Consider the following 20,297-nt stretch of genomic DNA (forward strand, 5'->3'; position numbering starts at 1 on the left):
GATAAAGTGTTCAATTCAATCCCAGTCAGGAGCCATCGCTTTCCTCTCCTCATTCACACGTCGAAGTTAATTTCACAACCGATGCTATGACAAATTCCAGTAGTGTCTCTCTCAAAAATCACGCTCATGACATATTATTTTGACAGACTTCTCCCTTCTTGAACGTAGAGTGAATAAAATAGAGAAGTAGTTTCGTATCATAGTCCGGTCATTTCCTGACTCAACACAACGCTTCTCTTTCTCTAAACAGACATGAAACACTTTTTCCTTTTATTTTCCCTGGTTCTCTCGTGTTCGGCCCTGGAAGCCGCACCTCTGTGGATGCGTTATCCTTCCATTTCCCCCGACGGCAAGTCCATCGCATTCACTTATAAAGGCGACATTTATACCGTTCCCTCCGAAGGAGGCAAAGCTCAACGCCTGACCACTGATCCCGCCCATGACTTTGCCCCGGTGTGGTCACCCGATAGCAGCAAGATTGCCTTCGCCAGCGACAGATACGGTAATTTCGATGTCTATCTCGTCGACGCACAAGGTGGGGCTCCGCAAAGACTCACCACGCATTCCGGAGCGGAAATCCCCTACTGCTTTACCAATGACGGACGCAACATCCTGTTTGGCGCATCAATTGCCGATCCTGCCTCCAGTATGCTCCATCCCCACTCATCGATGAAAGAATTGTACTCCGTTTCTATCAACGGAGGACGTCCGGAACAAATTCTGGCTGTTCCCGCCGAACGGGTCTCTTTCTCTCATTCCGGAACCCTCCTTCTCTACCAGGATAAAAAAGGCGGTGAAAACGAGTGGCGCAAGCATCACCAGTCCTCCATCACACGCGACATCTGGCTCTACGATACCGTCAAAAATCGCCACACCCGATTGACAAGCTTCGCCGGGGAAGACCGGGATCCCCGCTTCAGTCCGGATGACGGATACATCTATTATCTCAGCGAAAGGGGCAGTACTTTCAATGTCTGGCGCTTTGTCCTCAACAACAAACAGCAAGCTCCGGAACAAGTCACAAATTTCAAAACCCATCCCGTCCGCTTTCTCTCCATCGCCAATAACGGAACTCTCTGTTACGGATATAACGGAAACATTTATATCCAACCCCAGGGTGCTGCCGCCCAACCAGTCAAGGTATCCATTACCGGAGACATTTCCCAGGAAGAGAAGGAAACACTCTCCGTAGGAATGAAGAACGGTACCGTCTCGGAAGACGGAAAACAGATAGCTTTCGTCAACCGCGGAGACATCTTCGTCACATCCGCTTCTTATCCCACGACCAAGCAGATCACCACAACTCCAGAACAGGAAAGTTCACCCGCCTTCTCTCCCGATGCCCGGACGCTTGCCTATACCTCGGAGCGCGACGGTAGCAGGAATATTTACCTAGCCAAAATTGCCCGCAAGGAAGACCCCGACTTCCCCAACGCGATGGTCATTCATGAAAAACCGCTCATTAACAATAATAAACATGAACGGGAACTCCCTCAATTCTCCCCAGACGGCAAGGAAGTAGCCTTCATTGAAGACCGAAGCCGCCTGATGGTCATGAATCTCAAGACGGGAAACGTCCGCCAGATCACGGATGGAGCGACCACCTATTCCACCAGCGGACAAATCGACTATGAATGGTCTCCCGACGGTAAATGGTTTACCCTGGCCTACACCAGCAATCACCATGACCCCTACACCGATATTGGCATCGTCAGTGCCGATGGAGGAGGGAAAGTGATCAACCTCACCAATAGCGGCTACACGGACACCAACCCCCGATGGGTCCTCGGCGGAAACGCCATCCTGTTCCATTCCGAACGCTACGGCATGCGCAACCATGCCTCCTGGGGATCCCTGACTGACGCCATCCTGATTTTCCTGAATCAGGAAGCTTACGAGCAATTCAATATGAGCAAGGAGGAAAAAGAACTTTTACTGGGTTCTGACAAGGAATCCGAGTCAAAGGAAAAGAAGAAAAAAACTGTCGCTCCTATCAAGATCGAGCTGAAAGATCTTGACGAAAGACTCGTCCGTCTCACCCCCGCATCCAGTCAGTTGGGGGACGCCATCCTCGATAAAAAAGGAGAACAACTCTACTACATTTGTGCTTTCCAAAAAGGCTTCGATCTATGGCAGTTGGATCTTCGAAACCGTTCGGCAAAAATCATTCGTCCGGACGTTTCCCCGTCTTCCCTGCAATGGGACAAAAAAATGTCCATGCTTTTTATCCTTGGAACAAAACCCGCTTGGATGAAGGCGGAAAACAATGCCTTCACATCCATTTCAGCCAAGGCTGAACGAGCCATCGACATGGCAGCCGAACGTTCCGCCATGTTCAAACATGTCTGCCGGGAAGAACAAAAACGGTTCTACACGGAAAACATGCACGGAGTCGATTGGAAAGCCATGCAAGCCAATTACGCCCGATTCCTGCCTCATATCAACAACAACTACGATTTTGCGGAAATGGTCAGCGAACTCCTCGGTGAGTTAAACGTATCCCACACGGGATGCTCCTACAGAAAGCCCTCCAGCCTGAGTAACGACGAAACGGCGGAACTCGGACTCTTTATCGATCAGGATTACACGGGAGACGGGCTTCGCATTCAGGAAGTTATCCGCCAGGGGCCTTTTGATAAATCACACCTCGATGTTCGTCCCGGAGATATTTTGGAAACAATTAACGGTACCTTTATCCCATCAGGCATGGACTACTTCCCGCTCCTGAACCACAAAGCAGGGAAAAAGGTTCTGGTTTCCCTTTACCGTCCGGAAACGCAGGAACGCTTTGAGGAAGTCATCATTCCCATTTCCCGCAGCAAGCAGAATTCCCTTCTCTACTCCCGCTGGGTCAAACAGTGTGAAGAAGAAGTGGACCGCCTCTCCGGCGGGCGTCTCGGCTACGTTCATATCCAGGCCATGGGAGATCCCAGTTTCCGTTCCATTTACTCCGCAATCCTCGGTAAGTACAATGACCGCGAAGGTATTGTCATCGATACCCGGTTCAACGGAGGAGGGCGGTTGCACGAAGATATCGAGGTGCTTTTCAGCGGAAAGAAATACTTCACTCAAGTCATTCGCGGCAAGGAAGCATGCGACATGCCCAGCCGCCGCTGGAACAAACCCTCGATCATGCTGACCTGCGAAGCAAACTACTCCAATGCCCATGGTACTCCTTGGGTTTACCGCCACCAAGGCATTGGCAAACTCGTCGGCATGCCCGTACCCGGAACCATGACCAGTGTCTGCTGGGAGCATCTGCAAGACTCCTCGCTCGTGTACGGTATTCCTATCATCGGTTACCGGCTTGACGACGGTTCCTATCTTGAAAATACTCAGCTCGAACCCGATATCAAAGTCGCCAACTCTCCTGAAAAAATCGTTGCCGGCAGAGACGAACAACTGGAAATCGCCGTGAAGGCTCTCCTTCAAGATATCGACAAGCCCAAACAACGACAGGGCAAACTCCCCTAAACCGGATTCTTCCGACTGGCATTGTTCCCTTTCTTCCGCGCCTGAACGAATTCTACGTCGTTCAGGCGCCATTGTTCCTTGCCACATCATGATTTCATCCAAGCCTCAAGATGGGATTCAATTAATTTTTTAATTATTTTTTGGAAGAACATCTTTGACTTTATCTTTTAGAGGACTTAATGGTAATTTCATGTTTGAGAAAAATCGCAAACTCATCGTTGGAGTGTGTATTTTTGTGAGCGTTATCATCATTAGCTCTCTCTGCCTGATCCTCAGAGAGAACAATTTAATCTATTTGGAGCAACAGAGAGCGCTATGGAACGAACTCAACTCTCTCATACCTCTCCACTACAGAATCGATACGGATAAATCACATTATATGTATTCTTTCACTCAACGAAACATCAGGCTGGAGCACAACCTATCATCTATGCCTGCGTTCATGAAAAACAACTATGAGTACAATCAAAAGGTAAACGATATATCGAAGCGCCTTACTGACAACAACACAACACTGGCAGACAAGGCAACATCCTTCTCCATTATCATCCCGGATACTCCATCCCCGTCACTTCCCCTCTCCGGATTAACAGAGCATGAATTGGAGAAATTAACTTTGGAGGGTAATCGAGAAGCCAGCCTGATTATCATCGCCCGCAAATCCCCTCCCACAAGCTCTATTCAGACTCATATCGTCAAAAATTCACTTCACATCAACCGACTTGTACCCGGACAAAATCCGGAGAAAAATTTCTTCTCTCATTTACAACAAGCAATCATCCAGATCAATGATCTTTCGTCCACACAAAAAACACGTTCATCTGGAGACAAGTTCTCTCAAGTTAATTACAAAAATCTCCCCGGTTATTCAACCTTCCAGGAAAAACTGAGAGAAGGGGATTTATTATCCTATCTCGCGTTCAAGAGCATTCTCTCCCCAGTTACATACACCATGGCAAGCCATGATGAAATCATGCAGGAAGAAAAAATGCTCATGGAAAGCCTGAGAGCTCGGAGCCAGGACAAATACGATTTGGCCTCCGCTCTCTTACTATGCAGAAATTCCCCAATGGGCTTTTATGGGATGAAAATTGATGATGAATTTAACAATAGACTAAGAATATACAAACAAATCGTAATGGATTATCCGGCATTGGCTGGAAGTATCATTCAAAATATCGTCTCCTTTCTGTTTTTCGATTACAGCAGTGCCACTTCCGTTAAAAAATTCCGGCAAGCTTCCGAGGCTCTGAGAAAAGCAGCCAGACAAGGAAACATGGAAGCCATGTTTCTTTGGCTCACCCGAGGAATCACTTCCCTGGATCGTTTCACCCGCGAAGACTGGGAGGAAATCGACACGTACCGCAAAGTGCTTTTGAAGGCCGGATACGCACCTTACCTTGAAACATTTATCAACAAACAAGAAACTCTTGATATCAACCTGTTCAAATCCATCTATCCAGACACCACATACCGATCCATCAGCAAACGCTGCCAGAAAGTATTGGAAGCAAGAAATTGATTATCTTGCTCCCACTCCACTCTTTGCCTCTCTCTTATTTTATATTTCGACAATTTCGTCGATTTTCAGAGCCCGGCACCTCGTCTTCTCATTGACCTGCCAGGTTGCGGACACATGGAAATGAGCGAAATACCATTCGGAAGGCTGGAGCTTTTCCATCAGATCCATCAGTAAATTGCGTTCCTTGGGCAGATCAAACCTTAAATCCGGATCACGATCCAAGAGTCCCGGATTCGCTTCCTTCAACGAGGGTTCGGATGGAGGCAACAACCCGACGTGAGTCAGAAGGATATCTATCTTGCCGGCATGAGCAGCCACAAACTCCCCATTCCATGGAATCACCTCATCCTCCCACCAACCTCTACCCGGAGCGCGGAATGACCGATCCACACTAACGCCTCCGCCCACGGCCAGAGCCCGACGTCCATTCAACAGCAGTTCAGAATAATCCGACAGAAGATGAAAGTATTCTCCAACCGGAGGATTGCGAAACATGGCAGGATCGTCATGATTTCCACGAAGACAGTACACATGATTGCCGGTCTCCCTAGCCATTTCTTCCAGCACTTCCCGGTAACGGGGCACAAATCCAAAACCGCAATCTCCCAGCTGGATCAGGCTGATGCCCGTCCGTGAGCGTAAGAATTTCTCCAGAGCTTCCGGCTTCCCATGAATATCTCCCATGAGAAAGCAGGGAGTATCAATAATCATCATAAGCGTTCCCTTTCGGAACATCCTACCCGAATCAGTCAAACATGGAAAGAATGCTTTCAATCTATTTTCTTCCTCGTCAGAAAATTCATTTCCATACACCCCCAGCCAACAGGAACGAACAGGAGAACACGAAGCTGCGAAAAATCACCCAGGTCGGCATTCCTGGCATCTGTAATCTAGGTACACCCCGGCGCATCCCCCTCGAAAGCCATCGGAGCTCACAGCAAAACTCTCCTTGAGTCGGATTTGTTTTCAATTTTGGAACATTTACCCGGTAAGAAATAACGTGCGATATTAACTTCTCCTTCTCCGTCATCTCGGATCCCGTATTCCTATCCACCAACAAATAACGGTGAAAGGTTCCGAAAACATGATCCTTTGATTCATCGAATTCAAGAGTTCTTCATTTCATTCCGCACCATTAGCTACAACTCCTCCGAATTATCTCTCCAAAACGGTAAAAACAGTGAAATACTAAAGTATTTTTTTAACGTAATTTTAGATCCTGTTTGTCGGTTTTCTCTACAACGGATCAAATGTTTGTAAAAAAAAGTTACAATTCCAATAAATCAAATAGTTTTGCACATTTGACATCTCACTCATCACACCAATTAACAGTTAACAATAAATGTATTATGTAAAAACAAAACAGAACACGAACACATCGATATTACACAAAGTTATTCTTTAGCTCGCCAGATTCTGTTTTTTTTCGTAAGAAGTAGGAAATCACACCGTACTAAGATACGATCATTTTACATAACACACTTATGAGCTTATCTATCAAACCCGCCAGCGCCTGCCGCTGGGACATCGTTTCCCTCGGAGAAGTCATGTTGCGCCTTGATCCCGGAGAAGGCCGCATTCACACGACTCGCACGTTTAAAGTTTGGGAAGGAGGAGGCGAATATAACGTAGCCAGGGGACTCCGCCGCTGCTTCGGTTTAAGAGGCGCCGTCGTCACTGCCATTTGCGATAATCCCGTCGGTCGCCTGCTGGAAGATTGCATGCTCCAGGGGGGGCTTGACCTGGATTATGTTGCCTGGACGCCCTTCGACGGCATTGGCCGTGATTGCCGCGTCGGCCTCAACTTCACGGAACGCGGCTACGGAGTCCGCGCTGCAGTCGGATGTTCCGACCGAGGCCTGAGCGCTGCGAGCCAGATGAAGCCGGGCGATGTGGATTGGGACAAGCTTTTCGGAGAAGAAGGAGTCCGTTGGTTCCATACGGGCGGGATTTATGCCGGACTTTCCGAAACGACGAGTGCCGTCGTTCTGGAAGCCGTCCAAGCCGCCCGTAGACACGGCACTATCGTTTCCTACGACCTCAACTACCGTCCTTCTCTCTGGAAGAGTATCGGCGGCCAGGCCCGCGCCCAGGAAGTCAACCGCGCCATCGCCCCTTTTGTTGACGTCATGATCGGCAATGAAGAAGACTTCCAGGCATCGCTCGGTCTCACGATTGAGGGCTCCACGGATGATTTCGCCCATATCGACCAGAATGCCTACCAAAAAATGATCCGCCTGGCCGTCAAGGAATTCGGATTCAAGGCGGCAGCCACCACCCTGCGCGTCGCCCGTACGGCAACCTTTAACGATTGGGCTGCCATGCTATACTACGATGGCGAATTCTACGACTCCATTTCCCTTCCGAATCTGGAAATCCTCGATCGCGTCGGAGGCGGAGACTCCTTTGCTTCAGGCCTCATTTACGGTTTCCTGGCCGACAAAGGCCCCCAATACGCCGTCAATTGCGGCTGCGCTCACGGAGCCCTGGCCATGACCACTCCCGGCGATACATCGACGGCATCGCTCTCCGAAGTCGAACGAGTCATGAAAGGCGGCACAGCCCGCGTCAACCGCTAACCCATTCCTACGACCATGATTGAAAGTTGGAGATGGTACGGACCATCAGACCCCATCACGCTACGCGACATCAGGCAGGCCGGCATTTCCGGCATCGTCAACGCTCTCCACGAAGTCCGCTGCGGTGACTTGTGGACGGAAGAGGCTGTTGCCGAACGCGTTAAAATGATTGAAGCAGCCGGTATGAAATGGGTTGTAGCGGAAAGCATCGCCGTCCATGAGGATATCAAAACCCGTTCCGGCAACTGGCAACACTACATTGAAGTTTACAAGCAAAGTCTTCGCAACCTCGCCAAGGGAGGAGTCAAAGTCGTATGCTACAACTTCATGCCTGTCCTGGACTGGACGCGTACCGATCTCGTCTGGCAATTGCCGGACGGCAGTAGCGTCCTGAAGTGCGATGCCGATGAAGTTGCAGTTTTCGACATCTTTATCCTGAAACGGGCAGGCGCAGAAAAGGACTACGATCAAGACACGCTGGCACGTGCGCAAAGCCGCTTCGAATCAATGACGGACGAGCAGAAAAAACAACTCAGTGATTCCATCCTGCTCGGACTCCCCGGTACTGTAGACGACCTGACGCCGGATCAATTCAAGGAAATGCTGGCTCGTTACGAAGGGATCGACGATGCCCGTCTCCGCCGCAATCTGTACGATTTCCTCAACGAAACCATACCAGTCTGTGAAGAGACCGGAATTCGCATGGCTATCCATCCGGACGATCCGCCCCGTCCGATCTTCGGATTGCCGCGCATCATGAGCGATGAGGCAGACATGGAACAACTTATCCGGGAAGTCCCGTCCATGCACTCGGGCTTCACTCTCTGTACGGGTTCGCTGGGAGGTCTCCGCAGCAATGCCCCGCACTTGCTAATGGAAAAATTCGCCGACCGCGTCTATTTTGCCCACTTCCGCAACACTGTCTATGACGGAGAGAATCCCGATACCTTCCGCGAATCGGGGACCCATCTTTGCGGTCACACGGACATGGCCTATGCCATGCAGTGCCTGATCAACGAAGAAGCCCGCAGGCGCGAAACCGGCGAAGAATGTGCGGAAATTCCCGTCCGCCCGGACCATGGCAAGCTCATGGACATCGATCTGGAAAAACACTGCTACGCCGGATATTCGTACGGCGGACGCGTCATCGGCATAGCCGAATTGCGAGGCCTGGCTTTTGGACTGGCATCCAGCCGTCCCCTGGTCGGTAAAGTAGCCGTTGTCACGGGAGCCGCCGGAGTCCTCTGCTCCGTCATGGCCCGCAGTCTCCTGAAGGCGGGAGCCAAGGTAGCCCTTCTTGGCAGGACAGAATCCAAACTCGTCGCACTCCAGCAACAACTGGCGGAAGAAGGCCTGACTCAGACGATCATCCTCGCAGCAGACGTCCTTGACAAGGCGGCCTTGGAACAGGCTTGCGACAAATTGGTTGCCGCCTGGGGCAAACTCGACATCCTTCTCAACGGAGCCGGAGGCAACGATCCGCGCGGGACTACACCCGCCGAACAATGCACCCCGGACACTCCGGAAAAGGACGGATTCTTCGGCATGGATATGGAAGGCTTCGAGTACGTTAACCGCCTGAACATGATCGGGACGATCCTGCCCTCGCAGATCTTCGGCAAACTGTTGACGAAGACCCAAGGTACCATCGTCAACATCTCCTCCATGGCCGCCTTCCTGCCCCTCACCAAAGTCGGTGCCTACGGTTCCGCCAAAGCTGCCGTAGAGAACTTCACCAAGTGGCTTGCCACACATCTGGCCCCCATGGGCATCCGCGTCAATGCCATTGCTCCCGGTTTCTTCATCACCAACCAGAATCGCTTCCTGATGATGGAACAGGATGGAGTTACTCCTACGGCCCGAGGTAAAAAAGTAATCGCCAAAACACCGATGCGCCGTTTCGGTGAACCGGAAGACCTGTGCGGTGCCCTCAAGTTCCTCGTGTCCAATGAAGCCGGATTCATCACCGGCATTACCATCCCCGTCGACGGCGGGTTCCTCGCCTTCTCCGGCGTTTAACAGCATTCCCCTCCTGTATTTATATCATGATCACAGACAATTTCCTGCTTGATACGCCGCAGGCTCGCACCCTCTTCCACGAGTATGCGGAAAACCTGCCTATTATCGACTACCATTCACACCTGGACCCCGTAGCTATTGCAGAAAACAAACAGTTTTCCAACATCGCCCAGATCTGGCTGGATGGAGACCACTATAAATGGCGAGCCATGCGTACCAACGGCATTCTGGAACAATTCTGTTCCGGCAATGCGTCCGACCGGGAAAAATACAATGCCTGGGCAAAAACCGTTCCCCTTCTCATTCGCAACCCCCTTTATCACTGGACACATCTGGAACTTCGCCGTCCCTTCGGCATCACCGGAGTCCTCTTCGGGCCGGATACAGCCGACGCGATCTGGGACCAAACAGCCGCCATGCTCCAAGCCGGAGACATGGGTGTCCGGGACATTCTGCGTACGATGAAAGTCGAAACCGTCTGTACGACGGACGATCCTGCCGATAACCTGGAGGCTCATGCCCGCATCGCAGCATCAGACTGCTCCACCAAAGTCCTGCCGACCTTCCGCCCGGACAAGGCAAGAGCACTCAAGGACGTCAAGACATGGAATACCTGGACGGGACGCCTCGAACAAGCTGCCGGCAAAGAGCTCGACTCGCTGGAAGCCTTCAAACAAGCCCTCTCCGACAGGCACGACTATTTCGCCGCCCACGGTTGTAAGCTCTCCGACCATTCCCTCGAATTCATGGATGAAGAATCGCTGTCCGACGAGGAAGCGGCCGCTATCTTCTCCGCAGCACGCCAAGGACAGGAAATCGCCGTCAAAGACGCCGAACGTTTCTCCAACTATATGATTGACTTCTTCGCCGATCTGGATGCCCGTTCCGGCTGGGTGCGCCAGCTCCACATCGGAGCCTTGCGCAACCCGAACGGAGAAGCCCTCCGAACGCTTGGTCCGGATACCGGGTTCGACAGTATCGCCGATTTCAACTACGCCTCTCCCCTTGCCAAAATCCTGGATCGTTCCGCGCAAAAAGGAGCCCTGCCCCGTACCATCCTATACAACCTCAATCCACGGGACAATGCCCTCATGGCTGCTCTCTGCGGTAGTTTCCAGGACGGTTCCAGCCCCTGCAAAATGCAATACGGAGCCGCCTGGTGGTTCCTGGACCAAATGGACGGCATGATCAACCACCTCGAAACTCTTAGCCAACTTGGGACTCTCTCCCGCTTCGTCGGCATGCTGACGGACAGCCGGAGTTTCCTCAGCTACACGCGCCACGAATACTTCCGCCGCATTCTATGCCGCGTTCTCGGGCGCGACATGGCCGGAGGACTCATTCCGGACGATATGGAGCTCATCGGCACCATGGTCAGTGATATTTCTTACTTTAACGCTAAAAACTATTTTAACTTCTAAATCATGAAAACTATTATCGAGGCTCTCTCCTCTCTCAAACTCGTTCCCGTCGTTGTTCTCAACGATCCGGATAAAGCCGTCCCTCTGGCACGTACGCTTGTGGACAACGGATGCAACGGCATCGAAATTACCTTCCGCACGGAAGCTGCCGAAGAATCCATTGCCCGCATCGCCCGGGAAGTCCCTGAAATGCTGATCGGAGCAGGTACCCTGCTCACTCCCGATCAAGTCGTCCGAGCCAAAAAAGCCGGAGCCACCTTCGGCGTTTCTCCCGGTTTCGATCCCGTCGTCGTCAAGGCAGCCCAGGAAGACGGACTGCCTTTTGCCCCCGGCATTGCCACAGCATCGGAAATCTGCCAGGCCCTCACAATGGGGTGCCTTTTCCAGAAGTTCTTCCCGGCGGAACCGGCGGGCGGTCCCAAAATGCTGAAGGCCATCCTGGCCGCCGTACGCCACACGGGCATCCGCATCATGCCGACGGGAGGGATCAATGCCAACAACATCGCCAACTGGCTTTCCATTCCGGAAGTTGTCGCCTGCGGCGGTTCCTGGATCTGTGAAGCATCCCTGATTGATACCTCCAACTGGGAAGAAATAGGACGACGCACACGAGAAGCCCTCGCTGCCATCCGCTAAACTTTCTCTGTATTATTTTAGGGGCTGTTCCGCACAAACAAGCGGAGCAGCCCCTTTTCGTTTATCATTTATTTCAAAGATCGCATCCTGAATTCGGCCTATTCGGAAGGAGTTTCGCCCTCATCAAGTCCGAGGTAGCACCCGGGATAGTTCTTGGTCGGCTGCCAATGTTCCCATTTTTTCAACTGGCCCTTGGTAGAATTATTGATAGGAAGTTTCCAGGTTTCAAAGAAGAGGGTCAAATCCTTCTGAAGCACTTTACCGAAATTCTTCATCACCCAGTTCCACTTTTCATCATCCGATGTCTTGTCGTTCTTGTAGGGACGCTTGATGTAAGCCTTGTTCACTTCACGGAACGATTCACAGCCGAAATGATACATAATTTCACCCCATAGGAACAACTGGGTCCCGTTTTCGGCATCATTATATCCGGCCTTCTTGTCCGTCAAATACGTACACATGTTCGGAGCCATCACATCCGGAGACATGCCACGAACAACATAGGGTTTCTTTCCGACACCCATCACCTCGCATACGAGCGAGAAGATGTTGACGGATACCTCCGTCTGACCTTCCATCGCAAAGGGTGCTCCCTGATGGTTATGCCCCAGTTCATGCCAAAGCCCCCAACTCCCTTCCGTCAAAATGGAACCGTCCGCTACGGCATCCGCCCAGCTCATATACCCCATGGCAGGATAACCCGAATGTCCGAAACCTACGGAAATCTGCCGGTCGACGACAAAACGCATGGGAGTACGAATACGGTCGGTCATATCATCCCAGCCGGCCACCCAGTCCTCAAGAGCCATGCATTTCTGAAGAAGTTCCGCAACTTCCTTGATCTTGACGCATTCCTTTAATTTTTTCGTCGGCATGGTGAAAACCAACCGGGGCATGCGGATTTCTCCCCAGGGAGCCTTTGTCTGAGCAACCTGTTCCTGCCATTGTTCGGGGGTCGTTTCTCCCATGATGTAGAGAGGAGCGGGAATTGCTCCGGAAATTTTCACCTTGAACGTCTTGGCTTGTTTGTTGCGTTTATTCACGCAGACATACACCAAGCCGCCGCTGGGATCAGCCAAATGCACTCTGGCCTTGTTGACGCCCGTACTGTTGCCGATAATTGGCAGACGCGCCCATTCCGTCGTCTTCTCATTCATCAGGTTGTCCGTATGACAACCGATACGGACACTCAACTGCCCCTTGGGAGCACTACCGGAAAACGAGAAGGTTACCTTGGCCCCGGGAGGAGCATACAATCCCGTACTGTGCCAACCACCGATGGAAGAATCGATTTCCACTGTTCTCGTCACCAATTCGGCTCCTTCATCGGGCAACCCGGGAAAATCCTTGGCGGACGGACTCGCCTTAATCCGAGAATCCTGTCCTCTCCATTTCTGATAAGTTTCCACCATTTCCGCCGCTTTGGAACGATCCTTCCACTTTGAAGACTCCGTCGGGAAATCGGTCAATTCCGTATATTTATCGGCGGATTCCCAAGACCACGTCCCGATCACCTTGTCTTCATTCATGGGAATCTTGTCCGCGGATTTGGGGTAAAACTTGCTCAAATCGGGCATCTTATTCTCGAAAGGCTTGGGAAAATCCGACTTGCGAAGCGCATCAAAGTCCGGTTCCTCCTGGCTGCCTTCATCTTGTTCTGCCTTGCGTGCAGCATCTTCTTCGGCCTGGCGGCGGGCTTCTTCCTCCTCCGCTTTCCTGCGGGCCTCTTCCTCCTGTTGTTTTTTCAGAGCTTCCTTCTTGGCTTCATCAGCCTTGCGGCGTGCTTCCTCGCTCATTTTCCTCTGGCGTTCCAGCTTCTCCTTGCGGCGTGCTTCCGCCTGCTGGGCAATACGCAGGTTTTCCTGACGCACTTTTTCCTGCTGGGCTTTTTTCTTTTCCGCCTGTTCAATGCGGGCTGCCCTATCCCTCTCCTGTTTATTCTGGTAGACATAATAAGCTCCCCACAGGATAGCACCAATCATAACGATCACCAAAAAGGAGGCGATGGCGCCTCCCCGGAACACGTGGCGGGAAAAGGATCTGTTCTTCATACTAGCAAATAAGGGAACCCGTTAATACATGGCATATTGAGGCCCTCCTGTCAAATTGAATCCTCGCCCGCAAATCCGGCAACTACTTCTAGATGAAAGCATCGCTCTTTGACTGCCTTGTCAGAACGATTTCTTCCAAATGCCTCCTGTATGGCATATTCCTCACAAAAAAACCTCCCCTCTGCAACATGCAGAAAGGAGGTTGTAGAAAAGAAATCCGGCTTATTCGACCGGAAGGATACTTATGCAGTAGCCGTCGTCGCAGTAGCGGCAACTTCTTCCGTCTTCTCTTCACGGGGAAGATCGATAATTTCGATCATACCCATGGGAGCGGAGTCGCTCATGCGCTGTCCCAGCTTGACGATGCGGCAGTAACCGCCGGAACGTTCGGCACAGGCCGTAGCAACGGCGCCGAAAAGCACCTTGACGGCTTCCGTGTTGTGAATCGTACCGATGGCCAGGCGGCGGGCATGCAGGTCGCCGCGCTTGCCGAGCGTAATCAGCTTTTCAACATAGGGCCGCAGGGCCTTGGCCTTGGCAAGCGTCGTCGTAATGCGGCCATGCAGGATCAGGCTGACTGCCTGATTGGCAAGCAGAGCGCGACGGTGGGAAGCATTGCGCTGAAGTTTGGAGATTTTACGTCCGTGTCTCATGGTAATGTGTTTCTGTTAGGTTTTGCGTTAAGTTTAATTAATCTTCGTCGTCTTCGATATTCTGGGCAATCAGGTCGGCAAGGCCTACGGGACTTTCCTCTTCGACTCCGATACGGGTCTTGGCCTGCGGAGCAGGTCCGTTCAGGAGGGAAGGATCAACCTGGACGCCAAGAGACAAACCGAGGTCTGCGAGCTTTTCCTTGATTTCGTTGAGGGATTTTTTACCGAAGTTGCGGTACTTGAGCATTTCGCTTTCGCTCTTCATGGCCAGCTGTCCAACCGTTGTGATGTTGGCATTGTTGAGGCAGTTGGCGGCACGAACGGAAAGTTCAATTTCGTTGACGCTCATATTAAGAAGCTTGCGGAGGCGAGCGGTTTCTTCGTCCTGCACGGCGGCGGGAGCTTCTTCGAAGCTAACCTTGCTATCGTCGTAATTGACGAACACGTCCAGGTGGTGGCGAAGAATCGCGGAAGCCTGAAGCATAGCGTCGGCAGGAGAAATGCGGCCGTCCGTCCAGACTTCCAGCGTCAGCTTGTCAAAGTCGGTCATGTGGCCGACACGCGTATTCATGACGGAATATTTCACGCGGGTCACGGGGGAGAAGATCGAGTCGATCGGAATCACGCCGATGGGCATGTCGGGCTGCTTGTTTTCTTCACCTGTCTTGAAGCCGCGGCTGACGCGCACTTCGAATTCGCAATCGAAAAGAGTGTTTTGGTCCAGGTGGCAAATGACCTGTTCGGGGTTAACGACCTTGTAAACGGTATCGTCGGAGATGTCACCGGCAGTGACGACCCCTTCCTTCTGGACCTTGAGGGTCAAGAGTCGGGGTTCCTTGCTCGTGTGGCTGAAGCGGACCTTCTTGAGGTTGAGGATGATTTCCGTCACATCTTCCACAACGCCGGGAAGAGAGGAAAATTCATGCTGCGCACCGGCGATGCGAACGGACGTAATGGCAGCGCCTTCCAGCGAGCCGAGAAGTACGCGGCGCAGGGAGTTGCCGAGAGTATGCCCGAATCCGTTTTCAAACGGTTCGGCAACGAAGGTCAGACGGTTGGGGTTTTCGGGGTCTTCGATCTTTTCGAGATGGCTAGGCACTTCGAAACGGCTCAAAACCGTCACTTCATCCTGTATGTTTTCTTGATCCGACATGGTCGTATTGGGTTTACCGGGTTTCCCTCCTGGCGAGCTGACCGGGAATGAATTAACCTCTTCCCTGGGAGGACCTACGGCAAGTTTTAATGACAACTCGCGTGGCGGAAACTCTAGCCTGACACGGAAAACAATCAACACTTTTTCTCTCTGTATAAAAAAAATCTGTGACTTACCGCCCTGTTTAGGGCATTTATAGAGGGAGAATAGATCACTCCTTTATGAAACAACCCCAATTCCTGAATGAACGAGACATCCTCTGCGTACGAGCCACCGCCCTGGAAGAAAAGGGCCTTACGACAGGCGTCGATGAGCTCGATGAAGAAATCAGAAAATTTTCGGAAAGGGTATCAACCACTTTCGATCCCCGCTACCTGCAGTCCCTGATCACCTTGGGCGCCGTCATGGCACAGTCCGACCTTCCCCAGCATGACTACGCCCTCATGGTCCGCACAGTATATGAAATGTTGAAAGCCGACCAGGTATTCGCCCCCTACCGTCATATCCGTAAAATCACGGTATTCGGCTCCGCACGCATCAAATTCGAAGAACCGGCCTATCGAACCGCCCTGGATTTTTCCAGAGAAGCGGCGGAACACGGCTACATGGTCATCTCGGGGGGAGGACCGGGCATCATGCAGGCCTGCAATGAAGGAGCCGGCGTAACGCGTTCTTTCGGACTGAACATCAAGCTTCCCTTCGAGCAGCATTCCAACCACATTGTCAAAGACAGCGAGAGGCTCGTCAACTTCCACTATTTCTTTACGAGGAAACTCAATTTCGTATCGCAGGCCGATGCCATGGTAGCTTTCCCCGGCGGATTCGGTACCATGGACGAAGTCTTTGAAACCCTGACGCTCATCCAAACAGGCAAGGCGTCCATCTTCCCTCTCGTCCTCCTGGATTCACCAGGCAAGACATTCTGGATCAACTGGTTGCGATTTATCCGAGTAGAATTGCTCGAATCCGGCCTGATTTCCAACGATGACATGGACTTCATCTATCTGACCAAGAGCCCTCAAGATGCCATCGACCACATTGACCAGTTCTACAAAATATTCCACTCGTACCGTTTCATCGGCGACATCATCAGCATCCGCCTCAACACCCCCATCAGCCAGGAATGGATATCCAGACTCCAGCTTGAGTTTGCGGACATCATCCAGGATGGTTCCATCACGCTCTGCGACGCCCTTCCGGAAGAAGACGACGAACCTCTCATTTTCAACATGCCCCGGCTTGTTTTCACCTTCAACCGTTCCAGCTACGGACGCCTCCGCACATTGATCGACCGCATCAACGAATACCCCGAAGCCTAAAGAGCCTCCTCCGCAATCATCCCCCTCCATCATGCCGGACTACCTTCCCTGCTGGTTCCTGCCCGCCGCCTGCGCCTTGATCGGCGCATGCATCGGGTCGTTTCTCAATGTCGTCATCTACCGGCTGCCCAGGAACCTCTCCATCAACGAACCGAAGCGCTCCTTCTGTCCGGCCTGTAAAAAGTCCATCCCCTGGTACCGGAACATTCCCGTCGCCAGCTGGCTCATCCTGCGCGGAAAATGCGCCAACTGCCATAGCCGGATCTCCTTCCGGTACTGGATAGTCGAAGTTATGACGGCACTGCTCTTTGCAGCGGCCGCCTATGTCTGCCGGGACGAATCCCCTCTGCTCCTCGTCCCCCTGCTGGGATGGACAGCCATGGGAATCGCCATCGCCTTCATCGACGCCGAACACATGATCGTCTTCCCAAGAGATACGGTCATCGCCGGACTTCTGGGAGTGTCTGCCGCTCTGCTCTCTCCCCCCTGGATGGAAGAACTTCCTTTCCTGACCGAACGTCTCGAAGCCTCATTCATCGGAGCAGCCGCTGGCTATATCGGAATTCGTCTCGTCATTGAACTGGGGAAAAAGCTCTTCGGCACATGGAAGCGGGACTTTCCAGTCGGGAGCCGGTGGGAACTCCGCGAGCCGTCCACCGACGAAGAAGAACTCACGCTGGTGCTTCCCGACGGGGACTACACCTGGTCCGATCTCTTCTCCCGCGACAGCGACCGGGCCATTTTCACGGTAGCGCAGTTGGAAATTGACGGATCTTCCGTTCCCGGGGATACATTCACCCTGTACCAGAACCGCATCGTCTCCGGTGACGGGACAATCTTCCTCATTGAATCCATCAAGTCCGCCTCCGGCACGCTGGAACACATTCAAGCCAACCGGGAAGCCATGGGCTACGGAGATGCGTGGATCATGATGATGATCGGTGCACTTTGCGGATGGGAGGGAGTCCTCTTCTGCCTCGTTGCCGGAAGCCTCACCGGTATCATTGCCGGTCTGGCAGGGCGCATCGGATTCGGGAAACCGATCCCCTTCGGGCCCTGCCTGCTATTCGCCGCCGCCATCTGGATTCTGGGCGGCTACGAGCTGTGGGCATGGTATTGCGAATGGCTGCTCGTGCCCCTGTAAGGAAAGGAGGAAACGAGATATCCTGGGGAGTCCTCCTATTCGGAGTCCTTTTTCTCAGAATTTTTGATCCACTTGGCAAGGCTCGCAAAAAACACTTGCTCCAGAGAATTGCGAGGATGTCCCGTACTCTCCAGAGTCACGGAAGGATCCTCGGCCACCAGCCGCTTGATCCCGTCGATCAATTCAGGCGACGCATGATCCAGAAGAATCTCCGTCCGGGAAGAATCGCGCGTCAGTTCATCGACGGAACCTTCCGCAATCATCACCCCCTTGTAAATGATACCGACGCGGTCGCATACCTCCTGCACCTGCTCCAAAAGGTGAGAGCAGAGGAACACCGACATTCCGCGCTTCTTCAAATTCAGGATAATGTCGCGGATCGCACGGGAGCCGATCGGGTCGACACCGGCAGTCGGCTCATCCAGCACCACCAACCGGGGGTCCTGCACAAGAGCCTGAGCCAGTCCTATGCGCTGAAGCATCCCTTTGGAATACCCACCAAGACGCCTGTCGGCCGCATCTTCCAGCCCGACCAGATCAAGCAGTTCCGCAACCTTCTCCTTCAAGGCGATTCCCTTCAATCCGCACAGCTTCCCGTAGAAAGCCACAGTCTCGGCTCCTGTCAGAAACTTGTAGAAATACGGATTCTCAGGCAGGAATCCCACCTTGTTGCGGCTGTCCGGATCCGCACCGGGAATGCCGAATATCGAGCAGGTTCCCTCCGTCGGCTTGACCAATCCCAGCAAGGCCTTCATCAATGTCGATTTCCCGGAGCCGTTGGGGCCGATCAAACCGTACACATCTCCCTCGCCGACATCCAGGGAAACCCCCTTGAGGGCATAGACTCCCGGTCTGCCCCATGGGGTCAGGAATTGTTTATGCAGATTGGTGACGCGGACAGCAGGAATCATCGTGATGGGAAAGGGATCAGATTGCAGAATAACTCACGACAGTTGCACTTGGGCAAGGCGGCGCAACAGGCACTTGCTCATCTCCACGCCCTTGTTGAACAGTTCAACGGGCATATTCTCGTTCGGAGAATGGATGCGGGCGTCAGGCAGGCACAAGCCGATCAGCAAACTATCCACGCCGAGGATGTCCTTGAACTCCGTGATACTTCCGATGCTGCCCCCTTCGCGCACGAGGACGGGTTTCACTCCAAAACTCTCCTCCAAAGCCTCCTGCGCGGCGCGACTGAATGAAGACTTGGGATCGCACAAATACGGAGTACTGACGTGCTGGCGGCGGAACTCAAGCTTGACCGAAGGAGGAGTCAGGCGGCGGAAATGGGCTTCCAATAGATCCTGGATACGCGCGCCATCCTGTCCCGGAACAGTACGGCAAGTAATTTTGGCAAAAGCGGACGAGGGAATAATCGTCTTGCTGCCCTCACCCTGGTACCCACTTCCGAGACCATTGATTTCAAGAGTCGGCCGGGCGTAAATGCACTCGGTCCCCGTATAGCCGGTTTCCGGCATCAGCGTTTCCACACCGACAAGCCGTGCGATATCGGCATTGGACATGCCCTGGACATTGCCCCACATGTTCCTCTCCCAGTTTTCCAGTGCAGCCACACCATCGTAAAAACCTTCGACAGCCACACGACCGTCGGCATCATGACACGAGTCGATCAAATGGCAGAGCACCGTTGCGGGATTGGAAACGGCTCCTCCAAAAATACCGGAATGGAGATCGGCCTCCGGCCCGTGCACGACAATTTCCACCCCCGTTACTCCGCGCAAACCATAGGACAGCGTAGGCAGATTCTGAGCTACCATCCCCGTATCGGAAACGACAACCACGTCACAAGCCAATTCATCGCGGTGTTCCTGCAAAAACGCAGAAAGATTGACGCTTCCGACTTCTTCCTCTCCTTCAAAGATAAATTTAACATTGAGAGGAAGCGTCCCCCCTTCCTGAGCCATCAATTCCTCCACTCCCAGAATGTGGGCCATGATTTCTCCCTTGTCGTCGGACACCCCGCGTGCATACAGGCGCTCTCCGCGGATTTCCGGTTCAAACGGATCGGATTTCCATTCGTCAAGCGGATCCACCGGCTGGACGTCATAGTGTCCGTAGATCAACACAGTCGGCCTGCCCGGAACTTTCGGGCCTTCCGCTACGACAACCGGATGCAGGGGAGTCGCATATTTGCGGGCGGCAAATCCCATGGAAGATAATTTATCCACCAGCCAGTCAGCGCAATCACTCACATCCGAAGCATGAACGTTCTGGGCGGAAATACTCGGAAAGCTCAAAAAGGCGGTCAGTTGATCCAATCGTTTCATGAAAGCATTATGTGCCGCATTGCCTCGATCAATCAATG

The 20,297-nt window shown here is 52.6% G+C and carries 14 protein-coding genes and 1 pseudogene; 9 read left to right on the plus strand and 6 right to left on the minus strand.

Features of this window, described 5'->3' with window-relative positions:
- The first annotated feature begins 252 nt into the window (after positions 1-252).
- Together QET40_RS11445 and QET40_RS11450 are read left to right on the plus strand one after the other, a co-directional pair.
- Positions 253-3,474, plus strand: coding sequence for a S41 family peptidase (locus QET40_RS11445; RefSeq protein ID WP_280127304.1), 3,222 nt, complete (start codon positions 253-255; stop codon positions 3,472-3,474).
- A 442-nt stretch (positions 3,475-3,916) separates the two neighbouring features.
- On the plus strand, positions 3,917-4,996 hold the full coding sequence (locus QET40_RS11450; protein ID WP_280127305.1) for a hypothetical protein: 1,080 nt from the start codon (positions 3,917-3,919) through the stop codon (positions 4,994-4,996).
- A gap of 39 nt (positions 4,997-5,035) precedes the next feature.
- On the opposite strand, the gene QET40_RS11455 is transcribed toward QET40_RS11450, so the two are convergent.
- Positions 5,036-5,710 carry a metallophosphoesterase gene (locus QET40_RS11455; RefSeq protein ID WP_280127306.1) on the minus strand — a complete coding sequence of 225 codons (675 nt, stop codon included), beginning with the start codon at positions 5,708-5,710 and terminating at the stop codon, positions 5,036-5,038.
- Between the two features lie 770 nt (positions 5,711-6,480).
- Between QET40_RS11455 and QET40_RS11460 the strand changes: the two genes are divergently transcribed.
- The 5 genes and pseudogenes from QET40_RS11460 to eda all read left to right on the plus strand — a co-directional run bounded on the left by QET40_RS11460 (position 6,481) and on the right by eda (position 11,651).
- Positions 6,481-7,575, plus strand: coding sequence for a sugar kinase (locus QET40_RS11460; protein WP_280127307.1), 1,095 nt, complete (start codon positions 6,481-6,483; stop codon positions 7,573-7,575).
- Between the two features lie 15 nt (positions 7,576-7,590).
- Positions 7,591-8,748: pseudogene (gene uxuA / locus QET40_RS12560) on the plus strand (mannonate dehydratase); the annotation flags it as partial.
- Positions 8,737-9,594 carry an SDR family oxidoreductase gene (locus QET40_RS12565; RefSeq protein WP_345783080.1) on the plus strand — a complete coding sequence of 286 codons (858 nt, stop codon included), beginning with the start codon at positions 8,737-8,739 and terminating at the stop codon, positions 9,592-9,594. The pseudogene uxuA and the gene QET40_RS12565, both read left to right, overlap by 12 nt.
- A gap of 26 nt (positions 9,595-9,620) precedes the next feature.
- A complete protein-coding gene (gene uxaC, locus QET40_RS11470) occupies positions 9,621-11,015 on the plus strand; it encodes a glucuronate isomerase (RefSeq protein WP_280127309.1) in 1,395 nt (464 codons plus the stop codon).
- Positions 11,016-11,018: 3 nt separating this feature from the next.
- Positions 11,019-11,651 (plus strand): bifunctional 4-hydroxy-2-oxoglutarate aldolase/2-dehydro-3-deoxy-phosphogluconate aldolase, encoded by a 633-nt coding sequence (gene eda / locus QET40_RS11475; RefSeq protein WP_280127310.1) that lies wholly within the window; start codon positions 11,019-11,021, stop codon positions 11,649-11,651.
- A 98-nt stretch (positions 11,652-11,749) separates the two neighbouring features.
- Here eda and QET40_RS11480 read toward each other — a convergent pair whose 3' ends face one another.
- The 3 genes from QET40_RS11480 to QET40_RS11490 all read right to left on the minus strand — a co-directional run bounded on the left by QET40_RS11480 (position 11,750) and on the right by QET40_RS11490 (position 15,508).
- A complete protein-coding gene (locus tag QET40_RS11480) occupies positions 11,750-13,702 on the minus strand; it encodes a M60 family metallopeptidase (RefSeq protein WP_280127311.1) in 1,953 nt (650 codons plus the stop codon).
- A gap of 242 nt (positions 13,703-13,944) precedes the next feature.
- Positions 13,945-14,355, minus strand: a complete 411-nt coding sequence (rplQ, locus tag QET40_RS11485; RefSeq protein WP_280127312.1) for a 50S ribosomal protein L17 — start codon at positions 14,353-14,355, stop codon at positions 13,945-13,947.
- Positions 14,356-14,392: 37 nt separating this feature from the next.
- The gene (locus QET40_RS11490) at positions 14,393-15,508 is read right to left on the minus strand and encodes a DNA-directed RNA polymerase subunit alpha (protein ID WP_280127313.1); all 1,116 of its coding nucleotides are present in this window, start codon (positions 15,506-15,508) and stop codon (positions 14,393-14,395) included.
- Between the two features lie 221 nt (positions 15,509-15,729).
- Here QET40_RS11490 and QET40_RS11495 point away from each other — a divergent pair, with 221 nt between their 5' ends.
- Positions 15,730-16,827: a TIGR00730 family Rossman fold protein gene (locus QET40_RS11495; RefSeq protein ID WP_280127314.1), complete on the plus strand. Its 1,098-nt coding sequence runs from the start codon at positions 15,730-15,732 to the stop codon at positions 16,825-16,827.
- A gap of 31 nt (positions 16,828-16,858) precedes the next feature.
- The gene (locus tag QET40_RS11500) at positions 16,859-17,971 is read left to right on the plus strand and encodes a prepilin peptidase (RefSeq protein WP_280127315.1); all 1,113 of its coding nucleotides are present in this window, start codon (positions 16,859-16,861) and stop codon (positions 17,969-17,971) included.
- A 35-nt stretch (positions 17,972-18,006) separates the two neighbouring features.
- Here QET40_RS11500 and QET40_RS11505 read toward each other — a convergent pair whose 3' ends face one another.
- Complete coding sequence (locus QET40_RS11505) at positions 18,007-18,882, minus strand: ABC transporter ATP-binding protein (protein ID WP_280127316.1); 876 nt, start codon at positions 18,880-18,882, stop codon at positions 18,007-18,009.
- A 33-nt stretch (positions 18,883-18,915) separates the two neighbouring features.
- A complete protein-coding gene (locus tag QET40_RS11510; RefSeq protein ID WP_280127317.1) occupies positions 18,916-20,259 on the minus strand; it encodes a dipeptidase in 1,344 nt (447 codons plus the stop codon).
- Between the last annotated feature and the right edge of the window lie 38 nt (positions 20,260-20,297).

The organism is Akkermansia sp. N21169, assembly GCF_029854675.1.
Taxonomy (GTDB): domain Bacteria; phylum Verrucomicrobiota; class Verrucomicrobiia; order Verrucomicrobiales; family Akkermansiaceae; genus Akkermansia.